This is a genomic window from Candidatus Clostridium eludens (assembly GCF_045310515.1).
Classification (GTDB): domain Bacteria; phylum Bacillota; class Clostridia; order Clostridiales; family Clostridiaceae; genus Clostridium_B; species Clostridium_B eludens.
On sequence record NZ_JBJHZX010000012.1, the window covers coordinates 100,378 to 116,583 of the forward strand.

A 16,206-nucleotide genomic window follows, 5' to 3' on the forward strand; every position below is an offset into this window, starting at 1 on the left:
AAATTTATAAAATAAGGGAAGCTTTATTAAGTTCGTCCAAAAAAATAATCCGAGAAAGGGAGATGTAAAAAAATATCCCTTCTCGGATCATTTTTTATTTTAATGCTAAAAAGTGGCATCGCTGACTACTTTAAAGTAGTTTTGCGACAGCCCCTTTTTTAGGAGCTATAAGCACCCTTAACATATGTTACAATATAAAACTATAATCTATTAATAGGTTACAGTTTTACTATATACAGTACCTGATTCAGTGTTATTTTCGCCACTTACAGAGTAATCAGCCTTAACTCTATATTCTCCATTTGAAACTGTGTATTCCTCCGATATATAAGCAGATGGAGAAGCTGAAGAAGATTTTGACCAGCTTTTTACACTTGACCATAAACCATTTGATTTTTTTGTAGAGTGCATGTGAGAGTGAGATGAATAGTTTTACCTAATAGTGTTTTCTGAACACTACCTTTAATTGTGGACGTTCCTCCAGAAATATCCAATGTACTGCTTGTACTATTTATATTATAGTATAGAGGAGAGATAATGGGTATTTCATTGAAATTCATTGTGCTTTCAGATGCAAATGCACATACTGACATAAAAACACTTGAAATGATCATAAAAATCGCAAATACAGCAGAAGCTATTACTTTTTTTAGCATAAAAACCTCCTTATAATAAGGCTAGTCGTTATGCAACCAGCCTTTCGTCAGTTACTGATTACCAACATATTCTTTAATTTGGCTAATCATTTCTTCAGCATCTGCATTTGTAACCATAATGTTTGAATCGGTATTTACTTTAGCAGCTCTTGATGTATCTAAACTTTTTGAATTTAAAGAATTCAATTTTCCATTAGAATATACTAGTCTTCCCTGCGGGCCGCTTAAAATTCTATAAGTTCCATCATTGTTCTTTTTGCAGAAGATTAGAATTTCATCGCCAGCTTGGAGCAAAGGGTCATCGGAAATTTCAACAATTTTTTCGTCTGTTTCTCCCCCTGTCATTACAATAGTAAAAGTCTCATTCGCATTAGTATTGTATACAGGAGTTATTACTTCAACGGCAAATTCAGATAAAAGTATATTTTGTTCAGTATATGTGTCTGAGACCCCATCTACTTTAACCAATGCAATTGCATCACTTGCCTGAGAGATTTCTTCAATGTCGCGATAGTTGTAAATCCAACTTGCATTCAGATATTCAACTTGTTTTTTGTTATTATTCTGTAACATATAGCCGCTAGCAAAAACAACAACCAGCAGCAACGCGGATACAGAGGCAACAAAAATACGTTTTGAAATTTTCATAATAATTTTACCTCCTTAATAAAGATAATTTGCTCCATTTTTATCATCGGTCTGTGGTGTAGTTAATTGGTAGCCACCATACCTACTATTTGTTCCCTACGTATAAGCATTCATGATTGTTTTTGTAGTACCGTTTTCATTAAGTCCCAGACCATGTCCAAATTCATGAACAGCCACGGACTTCAATGCACCATCGCTGTTCCATGTATTTGTGGCTGACATATTAAGTGATATTATCACGGAAGTATAGTAACCTCCTGATGCAGTAGCTGATATTAGTCCGTCCCAAGATACACTAGGCATTGTAACTTCTGAAGCGTATATATCGAAAGAAGCGTTATTTGAAAATGTCACATCAGTTGTGTTCCAAGCAGTGCTTAAGAGTTATCATACCAGATTAAGTTTTGTATTCCTTGATTAGAAAAATATTTTGCTGGATATCCATTCAACAATGTTTCTTTAACTTTTATTCCCTCTGTATTAATATGCAATGCAACTTTATCCAATTTTTGTTGTTGGTATATGACAAAATCACTACCGCTTAAATATTCCAAATAGACACTGCCGTCCAAATCTTCTGTACTAATTGTAAAATCATTTGGAATATAAGCAGGCTTAAAGGCTGTAAATTCATCATTTAGGCTTGCATTAGAACTATCGAAGAAAATTTTCGTGTATTTCTCATATATGTTGGATATGAATTCAAAAACCGTTTCATGCATGGCAGAATCACTTATTGAAGTGGCAAACAGTAGAATAATAGTCGCTATAAGAATTGTTACCTGTTTACGGAATCAGTATTTTACAGTGGTTGATTTATTTTTACTTTGTCTTATGAGCTTTCTATAAGCTTTCTCATTCTCTTTTCAAAATTTGGGGAAAATTGGTGACATATATCTTCATTGTTTGGAAGCGAATTTAAATAATATTTTTCAGCTTTCCATAGAGATTCTTTTAGTTGTTCATCATCAAAACTATAGGACATTTTTATTTTTCCTTCTCTAAAGAAACTTGAATTCTTTGTTTTGCACGTTCTATACGTTTGCGTACCGTAGCTTCATTAATATTCAACAAAGTTGCTATTTCTTTATTAGTTAATTCATGTATAAATTTTAAAGTAACTATGTCTCTGTATATTATCGGTAATTTCATAATAGCCTTGCCTAAGCCACCTAATTGTTCTAAATTGGTATTATCTTTATATTCTAAAAGTACATCTTCAAAATCTTCATAAATCATATACTCTACTTTCTCAAGAGGAATATACCATCTTTTTTTACGATGATTGTATAGATTAATAGACTGATTCCTAACAATAATAACAATCCAGCTTCTTGTTCTGTAACAATCTACATCCTGTATTTTATCTAAATTTTCTATGATTTTGACAAACGAATCATGTACAGCATCTTCAGCCCAAAGTATATTTTTTAGAATACCATTTGCAATATAAAACATTAATTTATTGTATTTCTTATATATCAATTCAAATTTTGATTTGTTTTCATATGTATCTAACATGGATAAATAGGAAATCAGCATAATATACCCCCTTAAAATTTTGGCAACATTATTAATCTCTTACTTTATTAAAACAACATTTGATACAGTATGCAGAATAAAATTTAAATTTAACTATAGAAAATTGGATTATAGTTATTATACCAACAACGTTAGAGTAGCCTATAATGTTGTTGGTATAATTCTTACAAAAATAACCTATTTTTCTGTTTTTTCATTCCTCTTTGAAATAAAGGAACGAGAACCCTCATCAGTGTTGTAAAATGCGATTTTCAAGTCTACTATATTGAGATTCTTCTTTAATTCATCTATTTGCTTTAAAATATCCTTACGATGATTTCGCATTATTTCTTTTCGCAAAACCACTGTTTCAGGTCCTTGCATACATAGGTCTATATATTGTTTAATCTTTTTGATTTGCATCCCCGTGTTTTTCAAACAGCAAATCAGTTTTACAAAATCAAGATCCGTTTCGGAAAACTCCCTATGTCCACTTTTACCACGGGATATAAAAGGCAGAAGTCCTTCTTTATCGTAAAAACGGATGGTATATGGGGAAAGAACACAGATTTTTGCTACTTCATTTATTGTATACATTGAAAATCTCCTTAAAATTTTGTTAAAAGTACATTGACTTAGATATAAGTCTAAGTGATAACCTAAGTATAGGTCACAAGACAATAATTTTCAAGCATGAAATAGGAGGATTCATTATGAATAAAAATGTTAAGATAGCACTAATAACAGGTGGTAGCCGGGGAATTGGAAAAAGCTCTGCGTTGGCATTATCACGAAAGGGAATTGATGTAATCATCACATACAATAGCCAAAAGGACAAGGCTGATGCAGTGGTTAATGAAATTGAAGACAATGGTGGTAAGGCCTTTGCCTTAAGAATTGATGTGGGAGACGTGTCATCTCACAAAACATTTGTCTCCCAATTGTCGGAGATATTGAAGGAAAAGTGTAATAGAGATTCCTTTGATTTTTTGATTAACAATGCGGGATTTGCCTATAACTCTAAGTTTGGTAAAACCACAGAAGAGCAGTTTGACAGCATGATGAATGTACACTTTAAAGGCGTATACTTTTTAACTCAAAATCTGCTATCATACCTTGCCGATAACGGTAGAATTATTAATTTTTCTTCTGGCCTGGCACGTTTTACAACACCAGGATGGAGTGCCTATGCGTCAATGAAAGGGGCAGTTGAAGTTATGACAAGATATATGGCAAAAGAACTTGGCACAAGGGGAATCCGTGTTAATATGGTAGCGCCTGGAATTATTGATACAGAGTTCCATCATGGTACTTTAGATGCAGCCCCAGGAATTAAAGAGAAGATCGGCACACAAATGGCGCTTGGCAGAATCGGGCAGCCAGATGATATTGGAGGTGTTGTTGCTTCTCTTTGTAACGATGAAATGGGGTGGATTACTGGAGAAAGAATTGAAGCTTCTGGAGGTATGTTATTGTAATTAGCAAGTGCTTATTATAGGAATCAATCTTTTTTACTAAAATGGCTGTAGAACTTATCATTGTATAAGTTCTACAGCCATTTCCTCTAGTAATATTTTATAATTCTAATATTACTAGAGGAAATGTTATAGGGTAGGGACTATTAAAATCTATATCTATAAGTTTCATCACACCATTTTCATATTTATAATAAGCATAAAATCCACCTAACGAATCAGCGTGACAACTGCCAGATACATCTTCATATACCTTTAATCCATATACCCCACTATTATTGCTTCATTGGATTGCTACAATAAAACAATAATAGATAATGGGACTTCTTGTGCAAAAAAATTATTTTGGATGGTTTATTACATTATAACTAACAATTATGTGCATAATGTTTGATAATAATGTGAGTTTTATGTTATTTATAAAGGTGATTTTAGCTATACTCAATTGTAACATTTATTCTAATTTAAGATAAAGAGGTGGTAGTTGCTATGACTCTAAAAAGAATAGATAATTATCATAGATTAGCTCAAGGAATGAGAGAACATTTAATAATATTACTGAATGTTTGAAAAGGGGATAATACTTAGATTGATCTACAAAAATTTATGCATTATCCCCCAATTATTAATTTGCCTCATTTTAGGCAGGATTTATTTGTTTTTCTGAAGAAGTATTAATCTAGTATATATTATGGAAATGTAAATTATTGTAGGAAATGTATATTGAAAAATATATTTAGGATTGTTGATAATGAAAGTAAATAAAATTTTAAGTCGATTCTATGTTCATGAAATGAATGAGATAGTAGAAATTTTACTATTAATTATCTTGATTATGATTTAAAGAATGGAGTGAGCAAAGTGTTCAGTAGATATAAATATAAGATCATACCTACTAAAGAACAAAGTATAAGGAGAATAATTGGAAGTTTATTTCTCATGGTTTTTGGAATATATATGTTATGTCTATTTGCTAAAACTGTTGGAGTCATAAGTATTATAATTTCAAGTGTTATTATTTTGTTTCATTTATACATTCTTATTTTTTTAAGGAATAAACTGTCTTCTATGGAGATCAAAATAATAGCAGGAAAGTTACCAAATGACGAAGAAAAGTAATATAGATAAAAGCTTAATTTACAATGTTCTTAACTTACATCACAAGTGTAAAATTTTATGGTAAAGGCTTAACACAATACGCTGAACAGACATTTTTAGGGCAAAAGGAAATCTTGAATGATATATAAAATATGTTGATTTTAAATAGGGTAGTTAAATGTAAAGAGGATTGTGACTGATATTACATTAGACAGAATAAATAATAATTGTGAATGAACTCAAAGGATAAATGTTATTAAACGTTTGAAGAGAAGATAATAGGTTATTTATCTCTAGCGAAAGATACAGCATATATAGGTTGAATTTTCAACTAATATATGCTATTATAAATATAATATAGTTGAAAGTTCAACTATACTTATAGGAGGTAGGGATTAATGAAAGCTCTAGATAGCGATGTATTAAGGGAAATAGGAACTCTATCACGCTGTATTCATTCTATAAGTGACCTTAAATTTAAAGAGTTAAATCTGCAAAAAGGTCAGTTTACATTTTTAACAAGAATATGTGAAAATCAAGGAATTAACCAAATTGATTTATCGAACCTTTTAAAAGTTGACAAGACCACAACCACAAAGGCTATACAAAAACTTATTGAAGCAGGATATATATATAAAAAAAGAGATGATATTGATAAAAGAATGTGGAGACTTTATCCCAGGGAAAAAGCATTGAAGATATATACATTTATTATTGAAGAAGAAAATAAAAATATCGAGGTTTGTTTTAATAGTTTCAGCGTGGAGGAAAAGGAATTAGTCAGTAAATTGGTTAAGAAAATGAGAAAGAATATTGAAAATGATTGGAAAGAAATAAAAAGTTTCTAGAGGTGACTATTATGGTAAGAAAAGCAGTTATGGAAGATTTAAGAGATATTATGGAGATAATAAAGCAAACTATCGTGGAAATGGCAACCTATAACAATACTCAATGGGATGAAAATTATCCACAGGAGAAGGATTTTATGAATGATATCCAAAGAGGTGACTTATTTGTGGTAGAGCAAGAAAGAAAGTTGGCTGGTTTCATATGCATTAATAAAGTAGAACCAGTTGAGTATAATGGATTAAACTGGTCATTGAGCAAACATTGTATAGTTGTTCATAGAATGGCGGTTAATTCCATCTATAGAAGAAGTGGAATTGGTACTAAATTAATGAAATTTGCAGATAAATTAGCTTTAGAGAATAATATAGGATATTTAAAAACAGATACCTATTCAATAAATAAGAAAATGAATGCACTGTTCAAAAAATGTGGTTATGAATTTGTTGGAGAAATGAGCTTCTTAGAAAAGGAAAAGTCATTTTATTGCTATGAAAAAATATTGAATAAAGAAAAGTAGATTTATCTGTTATATATTGAATAATCGTAATTTTTTGTATAATAAATTCTAGGTAGGGCGGAATGCTTTCAAAGTGAATGGTCTAATAAACAATGAGAATTTAAATATGTACAAAGGCTTAGTTTAGGGAGGATTTTATGATAACTCTTTCAAACAATTCTGATTCTATAATAGTAGTTTTACATGAAATATATGGTATTAACCAACATATAAAACAGGTCTGTGAATACTATAATCAGGCTGGGTTTGATATTATTTGTCCTGACTTACTGAATTTAAGTAAATCTTTTGATTATCATTATGAAGAAGATGCTTATAAATATTTCATGAAGAATGTGGGTTTTAGTTTGGCATCTCAACAAGTTAAGAATCTTATATCACAGTTAAACTATAAATATAAACATATATTTATACTAGGATACAGCATAGGGGCAACAATCGCATGGTTATGTAGTGATATGGAGATTAGATGTGATGGTGTAATTGGGTATTATGGTTCACGAATAAGAGATTATTTATACATTATTCCTAAGTGCAAAACATTGTTAATATTTGCCCATAAAGAAGAGTCATTTAGAGTGAATAGCTTACTATGTACTCTTAAGAAAAAGGCAAATGTAAATGCTTATATGTTAAGTGGCGTTCATGGGTTTAGTGACCCATTTTCCCCAAACTACTGCGATAAGTCATATCGAGAAGCAGAAAAATTAGTAAATGATTTTTTAAAAGAAAATAATCAATATTGAATAAAAAAGATATTATGATGACACATTTTCTTATAACATTTTATTTTTTATATAACATATCTATATGTGGAATGTCATCTTCTAAATACTCATTCGAAGTCTCCTTAAAATGAAGACTTCTATAAAAGTTGACCAAATATGATTGTGCTTGGATCTTAATTTCTTTTTCATTTAAATTTAGTTTTGTAAACTTGATTGCCTTTAACATCATTTTTCTTGCTATACCTTTACCACGATAATTTTTATGTACTAACACCCGTCCAATAGATATTTCATCATAGGAAACTCCTTTTTCTAGGATTCTTAAGTATGCAATAATTTTTCCCTTTTCTTGAAGATATAAATGGTATGAGTTTTCATCTTTACCGTCACAATCTTGGTAAGCACACTGTTGTTCTACAATGAATACTTCATTTCTTATTTCTAAAATCTTATATATTTCTTCAACCTTTAATTCTTCAAATTTTTTTAATTCCCAATTCAATGTTCTATCTCCTTTTAACCATATATGACAAATATTTATATTATTACATAAATATTTTTACTTTGCTTATTAATCATTCTATCACAATTGTATATATGTTATATTTTAAAACAGAATATGTTCATTTTCACTAGTGAAGGCACGGTAGGTGAACCTACCGTACCTTACCCCAAATCCAATTTGTTTTAAGATATCTTTATTCAGTAATGATAAATTTTTATAGCATAATAATTTATCATTTATTCATAAACTTATATTTCATCAAGAGACTTATTTGTAGGGCTTTGTATCCAATTTCCCTTATAATCATATCGTGAACCATGACAAGGACAATCCCAAGTTAATTCATCAGCATTCCAGTGGAGTTCACACCCTAGATGAGCACATTTGGTTGATACTGTAAATACATTTTCATCGTTATCTTTATAAACTCCAACCTTTTGATCTTTGTATTCTACAACCCCTCCATGGCCTTTTTGAATATTTTCTAAATTTTTATTAGGAATATCTATTCTTTGTGCAATAAAGTTCTTTGCTGTTATTATAAGATCATTAGCAGCATTTTCCATAGATGACGATGCATCAAATCTTCTAGGTGAAAATATTTCCGAAAAGTCATTTTCATTTTCAAGAATCATATCACTTATTATCATTGCAGATGCCATTGAACTCGTCATCCCCCATTTTTTAAATCCCGTTTCAACGTAGATATTAGGGGTTTTTGATGAATAATGCCCTATGTAAGGTATATTATCTAAGGTCATACAATCTTGTGCTGACCAATGATATTTTTCTATGGAATTTGGATAAAATTCTTTGGCTGCTTTTCTTAACTTATCATAAGCTCCACCTTCCTCATTTTCACCGGTTCTTTGAGTTATACCTCCAAACAATAACAAATTTTTGTAATTTCTAAATGAATATGCGGTTTTATCAATGCCTATATACATTCCATTTACATCTTGTGCATTTTCTAAAGCTATAACATAAGATCTTTCCTGGTGCATTTTCATAAAATAATAGCCTGGAGTGTTTAAAAATGGATAATGAGTTGCTACTACTATTTTATTTGCTTTAATTTTTATTCCATCCTTTGTAACTACAGAGTTTTCTTCAGTAATATCAAGTGCTGTTGTATTTTCATAAATAGTGAGTTTTTCTGAAATTGGTCTTAAAAATTCAAGAGGATTAAACTGTGCTTGATTCTTAAATTTCAACGCTTTTTTAATCTTAAAAGGAAGGTTTAACTCATCGACTAATTCCGCATCGATTCTTAACTTCTTAGCTGCATTATATTCATCTTCAAGACTTTGAGTATTATCTAAAGAATACACATATGAATCCTTGTATTCAAAATTACAATCAATATTTTCTTCATCAATTATTTGCTTATATTTTTGTATTGCAAGTCCATTAGCCTTAGCATATTGCCTTGCTCCCTCTTCACCAAATTCCTTTATTAAGTTATTATAAATTAGGTCATGTTGACATGTTATCTTCGCAGTTGTATTTTTCGTAACTCCACCTGCGATGCTTTTTGCATCAATAACGACAACTTCTCTTCCACTCTTATTAAGTATATATGCTGTTAGAAGTCCAGCCATCCCAGCCCCTATTATGACAATATCACATTCTATATTTTTATTTAAGGTTTCTCTTTTTCTAAAATTAACCTCAGAATTCCATACACTTTCCATGTAAATCACCTCATGCTTAGTATTCCATTTTTTTTGTAATATACACAGATTTTTATTATAGAATCTGTAAGAATAGCTGCTTTTCCGGACAGTCTTTATGCTGTCGGATTTTCTGCTGACAAAGATTAATCTGATGATTTGCTACTTGAAGCTGTTGCTCAGCTTGCTGTTTCTATGTAGAGTTATTAATCATAATTACACCCCCTAACACTTTAAGTTTTTGATAGCTTGCTTTATTTAAGGTAATCTTATTCTTATAATGAATTATTTTACAAAAGAATGGTATGAACTATGTCAAAAAAACAATGCTTATTTACTTTTATATGTGGCAGTTATAAATCATTATATCTCAAACCTTGTTGTTCTTGCCCCAATCACACATATACTTAACAATCGGCATGAGACTTTGTCCATTTTGAGTGAGGGAATATTCTACTTTTGGAGGAATTTGGGCATACTCCTTTCGTAATATAATATTTTTATTTTCTAACTCTTTTAATTGTGAACTTAACATCTTATGAGTAATACCATTAATATTCTTTTTTAAAACTCCATATCTCACCGTACCCATACAAGCAAGTAGATAAATTATTTTTAATTTCCATTTTCCACTTATAACTGATAAAGTGTATTCAAATGGTTCTTTACTATTGATATAACAAAGTTTTTGGGACATATTTTCACTCTCCTTTATGATAGTATATAACAAAAAAGTGCATACTATCATTTTTTTTCAACTAATTTATAATAAAAATTAGTTGAAACTTAAATTAAAAATAAGGAGAGATGATATATATGATTATTGATGGGCATTCTCATGTTGTTTTACCAGTTGAACAACATATTGAAACAATGGATAAAGCAGGTGTTGATAAAACAATCCTATTTGCAACAACAGTACATCCGGAAAAAGCAGATAACTTAGAAGGTTTAAAAAATGAGATGAAAACTTTAAATGATATTGTATCTGGCAAAAGAAATTCCTTATTAGATGCAAAAGTTAAGTCCATGGATGAGCTTAAAAAGGTAATCCATAAATATCCATCCAGATATGTAGGATTTGGCACTGTACCTGTTGGATTGAATCAAAATGACACGAACTTATATATTGAAGAGAATATAGTAAAAAATAAATATGTTGGTCTGGGTGAGTTTACACTTCCAAGTGGACAAATAAAAATATTAACTGTCATTTTTCAGGCTTCTATGATATTTGGTAAATTGCCAATTTGGATACACACATTTAATCCTTTGATTTTACAAGATATCAAGGAAATTAGCAAATTGAGTAAAGCATTTCCACATATTCCTGTTATATTGGGACATATGGGAGGAAGTAACTGGTTGATGGCCATAGAGCTTGCAAAAGAGATACCAAATTTATATCTTGATACGTCTGCTTATTTTTCCATACTTGTTTTGAAGATAGCTATAAATGAGGTTCCACTGAAATGTATTTTTGGTGTAGATATGCCCTATGGGGATTTAGAGTTATCAAAGGAAGCTATTAAAAAAGTATGTAATGAATCATATATTGCCAATGCTGTTTTAGGTGATAATATAGCAAAATTATTAAAGCTTTAAGATTTTATATGGTAACATGAACTTTGTAATAATCAATGATAACAAAATATTTCTATATAAGTTATCCAGCTATGTTTTAACTGCTCCAATAAATCACATCAAATCGTAAAAGTCGATTGAATTAATTAAAATAATGATATTATCAATATATTCCTTTTATGGTAAACTGCTATTAACTATAGTATAAATGAATTTTAGGGGTAGGGAATTATAGACAGTCATTCTATTAAAAAGCAGGCTCACTCACCGGGTGCTGATGTATGCGGAATTACAGTAAATCAAAAAATATAGAGAAATATACCCAATTTCTATGGTGTTTGGGTATTTATAAAATTATTTAGGAGGTTATTCTTATGCCATTAGTTAAAATTGAAATATTTAAAGGAAAAACTGCTGAGTATAAAAAAGCAATACTGAATGGAGTACATTCAGCATTAGTGCAAGCATTCAAAATTCCTGACGATGATAGAATGCAGAGACTATATGAGCTAGATAGAGAAAATTTTGAAGTAACACCGACAAAAACGGAACAATGTACACTTATTGAAATAACTGCATTTAAAGGTAGAAGCGTTGAAGCAAAACGAAAGTTATATAGAGAAATTGTAAATAACTTAAAAATGGATCCTGGTATAGATGGCGAGGATATAGTAATAGTTATTAACGAACCACCTTTGGAAAATTGGGGAGTTAGAGGTGGAAAACCAGCAAATGAAGTTAACTTGGGATTTAAAATAGAAGTCTAAATGACAACTTTCCTATGACTTTCACCTAATGATTGATAGAATAAATGGATATAGCAGTGGAATAGGATTACAAGACGGTTTTGTGGAATGTTCAACCTATTGAATGAACCTTTCTTAACTATAAAATATAAATTAATTATGAGGAGCAAGTGATGAAAAGAAAATATATAATTTTAATATTGATATTTCTATTAATAAGCTGTTGTTCTTTTTCAGGTTGTAATAATCCATTTCATGGTAATGAAAAACAATCAACAATGTCTAATAATGTAATAAAAGAATCAAATAAAGAGTTAATGATGAATACTATTAAAACATTAGCTATGACTAGTAGACAGGTTGGTTCAAACAGTGAAAAAAAAGCTTGTGAATACATAAAAAATAAACTTGAATCATATGGATATAAACCGCAGTTACAAACATTTCCTATACCCTCTGATTACTCAGAAAGTGGTAAAGTAAAGTTTAATAGCAGTCAGAATTTAATAGCAGTTAAAAAAAGTAAATCAAATTATAATAAAGCCATAATAATCATTTGTGCACATTACGATTGTGAGGAAAATTCTGTTGGAGCAAATGACAATGCTTCCGGAGTTTCGGTAGTTATAGAAACATCTAGATTGTTAAGAAATGTATCAAGTGATTATGAACTGAGATTTATTTTTTTTGGAGGAGAAGAAATAGGTTTCTTAGGTTCTAGATATTATATAAAAAATTTATCTTCTAATGATAAAAAAAATATAAAGGCAGTTATAAACATTGACTCAATAGCACAAAAAGATGGTAGTAAACCATGTATATTTACTATGAGCGGCAAGAAAAATTCTGCTACTATGTTATTGAAAAATATCCCAAAAGATATGAATTTGAAAAAATCAATTAGAGAATTTAGTGATTATACTGCGTTTGATGAGGTGGGAACTCCAGCATTATGTATAGGACAAGTTTATGATAAAAAGTTAAAAATAAACGGCCCACAAGATGTAATTTCAACTATAGATGAATCAAAACTTAAATTAGTTGCGGATATTATTATAGGTTCGTTAGCTAATTAGAAGTTTACATATGATATAAATAGCGAAATAGATTTGTAAATTTGTTAGGGAAAGTGGTTTTAATAGTGATTTAATAACTTTATTAGAAATATTATTATTCATAGTTTTTATTTTATTAATCTGTAAAAAACGGAATATAAATCTATTTTAATGGGGAGCTTTCATCTTAATGTTATTATTTCACTTATATTATCAACTATAGCAACACCTATATTTGAAGAGTTAATTTTTAGAGGATATGTGTGGAATGAATTTAAACATTACTATAAAAATGAATTTATTATTTATGTAATTAGTACATAGTTTTATGAATACTTTTGGAAGGTAATTATAAATAAGGAATATAATTCATAATCGAAGTTAATTCGGAATAGTAAGAAACTGCGAATTAACATATGGAACAATGCGATTTATGAAATATATAAAAAATATGGGTGGTGGGATTATGTTAATAAATCATTTAGGGAGGTGCCCTATTATTGATACCAGTGCTTTTATTGCTACAGGAGCTTCTATATTCCATGGAGCAAAGCTATGCAAAGGTTCAGAAGTTAGAATAAATGGAGTTGTTCATATAAAAACTATTCTTCCAGAGAATGGATTTGTTCCTATCGGATGGATAACTATTGGTAATCCAGTTAAAATTTTACCTACTGAAAAACATGATGATATTTGGTCAATACAAGAATCCTTAAACTTTCCTAGATATGTTTATGGTGTAGATCGAGAGCTTGAAGCAGAAAATACTATGCCTGAAATTATGAAAATGATGACGAATGCTTTAAGAATGCATAAAGATGATGAGATAATTTAAAAGCTAGTTAACATTATTTTTATTGGATTTATCTATCATAAATTCAAGATATCCAAACAATAGTAATTTGTTGTGAATATTTAAAATACGAAAAGGGGATAGTATGAATATGGCATTTCAAAAAATAAAGATAGATATATATTTTCATTTACTTTTTGTAACAATAATTACAATAATAATATCAAATGTTATATTATTTTTTGCATACAATAAAATTGTACTGATTGTGTGTTCAGGTATTAGTCTGATTTTTATGTTGGCATATTTAAGATCTTACTTTGATAGACAGAAGTTACTTGTAATGAGCAGAGTTGTTTTTATAATTGGAGTTGTCTTAGGGATAACTATTGGTAACTTAATGGATTCTGATATTTTTTTAGGAGTGCTTATAGCTGTGCCACTTGCAGATATGTTGAGTTTTACAAAAACAAAAGTAGGAGAAAACAGCACAAATGCAAGAATTCTTAAAAACTTTTCATTGGCACCTAAATTAGTTATTTATGTTAAGAAAAAAAAAGATCATCTTATTCCTTTAATTGGTGTAGGGGATATCTGCTTTTATTCACTACTAATAAGTTTTGTACATAAGCTAAGCTCAAAATTGACATTTAGATACGATATTTTTCTAATTATGGGATGTCTGTTTAACTGTATTTTAATAATGTTAATTCATAGAAAAAAGTGGTTTAAAGGATTTCCAGCTACATCAGGTCCAGCAGTATTGACATTTGTATTTTTTTTATGTAATAAGTTATTTTAAATTAGATTATTTGTACGTTTAACGAAAAAATCAGTAATACAGATTAAATATGCCTAGTCCTGCATCCATGTCATCGAGTGCAAGGTAAAACCTAAAATGTAGTAGTATCAATACCTTAACGTACATATACATTTTAAGGATCAACCGGATCGTGGTGGTCTTACCAGCACCGTTCTGACCGACAAATCCCATGATATATCCTATCGGCAAAGTAAAAGGGATATTATTCAATGAAAAATCTTTATAGCTCTTACAAAGCTTTTGTATTTCAATAGCATTATTCATATGGATTTCCCTCCAACATAGATTTAAGTATTTGTAATAATTCTTTTTGAGGCAATTTAGCTATCTTAGCAGCATTTATAGCAGTGGCAAAACCATCTTCAATTTTACGAAGCAGCTGTTCACGTACCAGCTCACTGTCTTTCGGAGAAACAAAGCAGCCTCTACCTTGAATACTTACAATAAAACCCTCCTGCTCTAAATCAGAGTAAGCTCTTGTTGTAGTAACTACACTTATTTTTAATTCACTGGCAAGCTGCCTAATGGATGGAAGCATATCTCCTTCATTTAATTCATCACTAAGTATGGCTTCTTTAATTTGGTCTTTAATCTGTTCATAATCTTAAAGGAGTAAAGTGAGAATGCCGTAAGGGTAGTAATTAAGAGCATTATTTAGATATAAATAGAAAATTAATAAATTTGAAATGTCTTCTTATATATTGAGGAAATGTGGTACTATCCATAAATTGTGATTAACATAGCGTCAACCTCTATAATTGTAGTTAGAGAGGAGGGAATGGCTTGAATCAAAAACTATATAGTATTACTGAACTTGCAAACGAATCATCTGTTTCTACTCGAACACTGCGATATTATGATAAAAAGGGACTATTGATACCATCACATTATAATAAATTGGGTTATCGTATGTATACAGATAACGATTTAGTAAAGTTACAGTATATTTTAGCATTAAAATTTCTTGGATTTTCGTTGTCAGAAATTGACCTGTTTATCAAAGCAAGTCCACATAAGTTTGAAGAAGTCCTTTATCGACAAAAGATGATGATGGAAGATAAAAAAGTGCAAATAGAAACAGTCATTAGTGCGATTGAAGAAACAGAAAAATTATTGAAAATAAGCAATTATGATTATAAATCAATTGCAAAAGTGATTCAAGCAGTACAAATGGAGCTAAAACCAATCTGGATGAAGAAATACTTAACAACTGAACAACGAGAATACATGAGGGAATTGGCAAAGAAGTCATATAGTAAAGAGGCATTGAAAAAATTGGCAGAGAGAGGATGGACTGAAGAAAATCAGAAAAGTTTTAATGAGAAATATACTCTTTTCCGTACAGAACTTAAAAAGTTAGTTGAACAGAGAGCAGACCCAGCAAGTCCAGAAGCTCAGATAGTTGGGCAATTGCTGTATGATATAAACAATGAACGTATTCAAGGAGACCCTTATATACTGACGTATGGACATATATATGGTTATAACAAGTTAATCTTCTAAAAATTTCAATAAATACTTTCATGGAGTGCTGC

At 30.0% G+C, this 16,206-nt stretch carries 23 protein-coding genes and 1 pseudogene; 12 read left to right on the forward strand and 12 right to left on the reverse strand.

What is annotated here, in order from left to right:
- Positions 1-368 precede the first annotated feature (368 nt).
- The 7 genes from ACJDU8_RS09820 to ACJDU8_RS09850 form a co-directional block, all read right to left on the reverse strand.
- Entirely contained in the window at positions 369-656 is a 288-nt protein-coding gene (locus tag ACJDU8_RS09820) for a hypothetical protein (RefSeq protein WP_406791976.1), read from the reverse strand.
- A 51-nt stretch (positions 657-707) separates the two neighbouring features.
- Positions 708-1,304: a hypothetical protein gene (locus ACJDU8_RS09825; RefSeq protein ID WP_406791977.1), complete on the reverse strand. Its 597-nt coding sequence runs from the start codon at positions 1,302-1,304 to the stop codon at positions 708-710.
- Between the two features lie 96 nt (positions 1,305-1,400).
- Positions 1,401-1,607: a matrixin family metalloprotease gene (locus ACJDU8_RS09830; protein WP_406791978.1), complete on the reverse strand. Its 207-nt coding sequence runs from the start codon at positions 1,605-1,607 to the stop codon at positions 1,401-1,403.
- Between the two features lie 74 nt (positions 1,608-1,681).
- Positions 1,682-2,026, reverse strand: a complete 345-nt coding sequence (locus ACJDU8_RS09835) for a DUF4367 domain-containing protein (protein WP_406791979.1) — start codon at positions 2,024-2,026, stop codon at positions 1,682-1,684.
- Between the two features lie 110 nt (positions 2,027-2,136).
- Positions 2,137-2,289, reverse strand: a complete 153-nt coding sequence (locus ACJDU8_RS09840; RefSeq protein WP_406791980.1) for a hypothetical protein — start codon at positions 2,287-2,289, stop codon at positions 2,137-2,139.
- A gap of 2 nt (positions 2,290-2,291) precedes the next feature.
- Positions 2,292-2,846, reverse strand: coding sequence for an RNA polymerase sigma factor (locus ACJDU8_RS09845; protein ID WP_406791981.1), 555 nt, complete (start codon positions 2,844-2,846; stop codon positions 2,292-2,294).
- 177 nt (positions 2,847-3,023) lie between these two features.
- Positions 3,024-3,422 carry a MerR family transcriptional regulator gene (locus tag ACJDU8_RS09850; RefSeq protein WP_406791982.1) on the reverse strand — a complete coding sequence of 133 codons (399 nt, stop codon included), beginning with the start codon at positions 3,420-3,422 and terminating at the stop codon, positions 3,024-3,026.
- 116 nt (positions 3,423-3,538) lie between these two features.
- Here ACJDU8_RS09850 and ACJDU8_RS09855 point away from each other — a divergent pair, with 116 nt between their 5' ends.
- From ACJDU8_RS09855 to ACJDU8_RS09875, 5 genes are all read left to right on the forward strand, one after another.
- Entirely contained in the window at positions 3,539-4,303 is a 765-nt protein-coding gene (locus tag ACJDU8_RS09855; RefSeq protein ID WP_406791983.1) for an SDR family NAD(P)-dependent oxidoreductase, read from the forward strand.
- An 858-nt stretch (positions 4,304-5,161) separates the two neighbouring features.
- Entirely contained in the window at positions 5,162-5,419 is a 258-nt protein-coding gene (locus tag ACJDU8_RS09860) for a hypothetical protein (protein WP_406791984.1), read from the forward strand.
- Between the two features lie 377 nt (positions 5,420-5,796).
- Positions 5,797-6,246 carry a MarR family winged helix-turn-helix transcriptional regulator gene (locus tag ACJDU8_RS09865; protein WP_406791985.1) on the forward strand — a complete coding sequence of 150 codons (450 nt, stop codon included), beginning with the start codon at positions 5,797-5,799 and terminating at the stop codon, positions 6,244-6,246.
- A gap of 11 nt (positions 6,247-6,257) precedes the next feature.
- Entirely contained in the window at positions 6,258-6,764 is a 507-nt protein-coding gene (locus ACJDU8_RS09870; RefSeq protein ID WP_406791986.1) for a GNAT family N-acetyltransferase, read from the forward strand.
- A 137-nt stretch (positions 6,765-6,901) separates the two neighbouring features.
- The gene (locus ACJDU8_RS09875; RefSeq protein ID WP_406791987.1) at positions 6,902-7,510 is read left to right on the forward strand and encodes a dienelactone hydrolase family protein; all 609 of its coding nucleotides are present in this window, start codon (positions 6,902-6,904) and stop codon (positions 7,508-7,510) included.
- Between the two features lie 40 nt (positions 7,511-7,550).
- On the opposite strand, the gene ACJDU8_RS09880 is transcribed toward ACJDU8_RS09875, so the two are convergent.
- The 3 genes from ACJDU8_RS09880 to ACJDU8_RS09890 all read right to left on the reverse strand — a co-directional run bounded on the left by ACJDU8_RS09880 (position 7,551) and on the right by ACJDU8_RS09890 (position 10,367).
- Positions 7,551-7,994, reverse strand: coding sequence for a GNAT family N-acetyltransferase (locus tag ACJDU8_RS09880; protein WP_406791988.1), 444 nt, complete (start codon positions 7,992-7,994; stop codon positions 7,551-7,553).
- Between the two features lie 251 nt (positions 7,995-8,245).
- The gene (locus ACJDU8_RS09885; protein ID WP_406791989.1) at positions 8,246-9,691 is read right to left on the reverse strand and encodes an FAD-dependent oxidoreductase; all 1,446 of its coding nucleotides are present in this window, start codon (positions 9,689-9,691) and stop codon (positions 8,246-8,248) included.
- Between the two features lie 349 nt (positions 9,692-10,040).
- A complete protein-coding gene (locus ACJDU8_RS09890) occupies positions 10,041-10,367 on the reverse strand; it encodes a winged helix-turn-helix transcriptional regulator (RefSeq protein WP_406791990.1) in 327 nt (108 codons plus the stop codon).
- Positions 10,368-10,486: 119 nt separating this feature from the next.
- On the opposite strand from ACJDU8_RS09890, the gene ACJDU8_RS09895 reads away from it, so the two are divergent.
- The 6 genes from ACJDU8_RS09895 to ACJDU8_RS09920 all read left to right on the forward strand — a co-directional run bounded on the left by ACJDU8_RS09895 (position 10,487) and on the right by ACJDU8_RS09920 (position 14,650).
- A complete protein-coding gene (locus ACJDU8_RS09895; RefSeq protein ID WP_406791991.1) occupies positions 10,487-11,275 on the forward strand; it encodes an amidohydrolase family protein in 789 nt (262 codons plus the stop codon).
- Between the two features lie 353 nt (positions 11,276-11,628).
- On the forward strand, positions 11,629-12,021 hold the full coding sequence (locus ACJDU8_RS09900; protein ID WP_406791992.1) for a tautomerase family protein: 393 nt from the start codon (positions 11,629-11,631) through the stop codon (positions 12,019-12,021).
- Positions 12,022-12,173: 152 nt separating this feature from the next.
- Positions 12,174-13,076, forward strand: coding sequence for a M28 family peptidase (locus ACJDU8_RS09905; protein WP_406791993.1), 903 nt, complete (start codon positions 12,174-12,176; stop codon positions 13,074-13,076).
- Positions 13,077-13,226: 150 nt separating this feature from the next.
- Positions 13,227-13,379 carry a CPBP family glutamic-type intramembrane protease gene (locus tag ACJDU8_RS09910; protein ID WP_406791994.1) on the forward strand — a complete coding sequence of 51 codons (153 nt, stop codon included), beginning with the start codon at positions 13,227-13,229 and terminating at the stop codon, positions 13,377-13,379.
- A gap of 142 nt (positions 13,380-13,521) precedes the next feature.
- Positions 13,522-13,890 (forward strand): hypothetical protein, encoded by a 369-nt coding sequence (locus tag ACJDU8_RS09915; protein ID WP_406791995.1) that lies wholly within the window; start codon positions 13,522-13,524, stop codon positions 13,888-13,890.
- 109 nt (positions 13,891-13,999) lie between these two features.
- A complete protein-coding gene (locus ACJDU8_RS09920) occupies positions 14,000-14,650 on the forward strand; it encodes a hypothetical protein (protein ID WP_406791996.1) in 651 nt (216 codons plus the stop codon).
- A 129-nt stretch (positions 14,651-14,779) separates the two neighbouring features.
- Here ACJDU8_RS09920 and ACJDU8_RS09925 read toward each other — a convergent pair.
- Both ACJDU8_RS09925 and ACJDU8_RS09930 read right to left on the reverse strand, forming a co-directional pair.
- A pseudogene (locus ACJDU8_RS09925) lies at positions 14,780-14,935 on the reverse strand (ATP-binding cassette domain-containing protein); the annotation flags it as partial.
- Positions 14,928-15,263 (reverse strand): GntR family transcriptional regulator, encoded by a 336-nt coding sequence (locus tag ACJDU8_RS09930; protein WP_406792000.1) that lies wholly within the window; start codon positions 15,261-15,263, stop codon positions 14,928-14,930. The gene ACJDU8_RS09930 and the pseudogene ACJDU8_RS09925, both read right to left, overlap by 8 nt.
- Before the next feature lie 191 nt (positions 15,264-15,454).
- Between ACJDU8_RS09930 and ACJDU8_RS09935 the strand changes: the two genes are divergently transcribed.
- A complete protein-coding gene (locus ACJDU8_RS09935; protein ID WP_406791997.1) occupies positions 15,455-16,174 on the forward strand; it encodes a MerR family transcriptional regulator in 720 nt (239 codons plus the stop codon).
- Positions 16,175-16,206 lie beyond the last annotated feature (32 nt).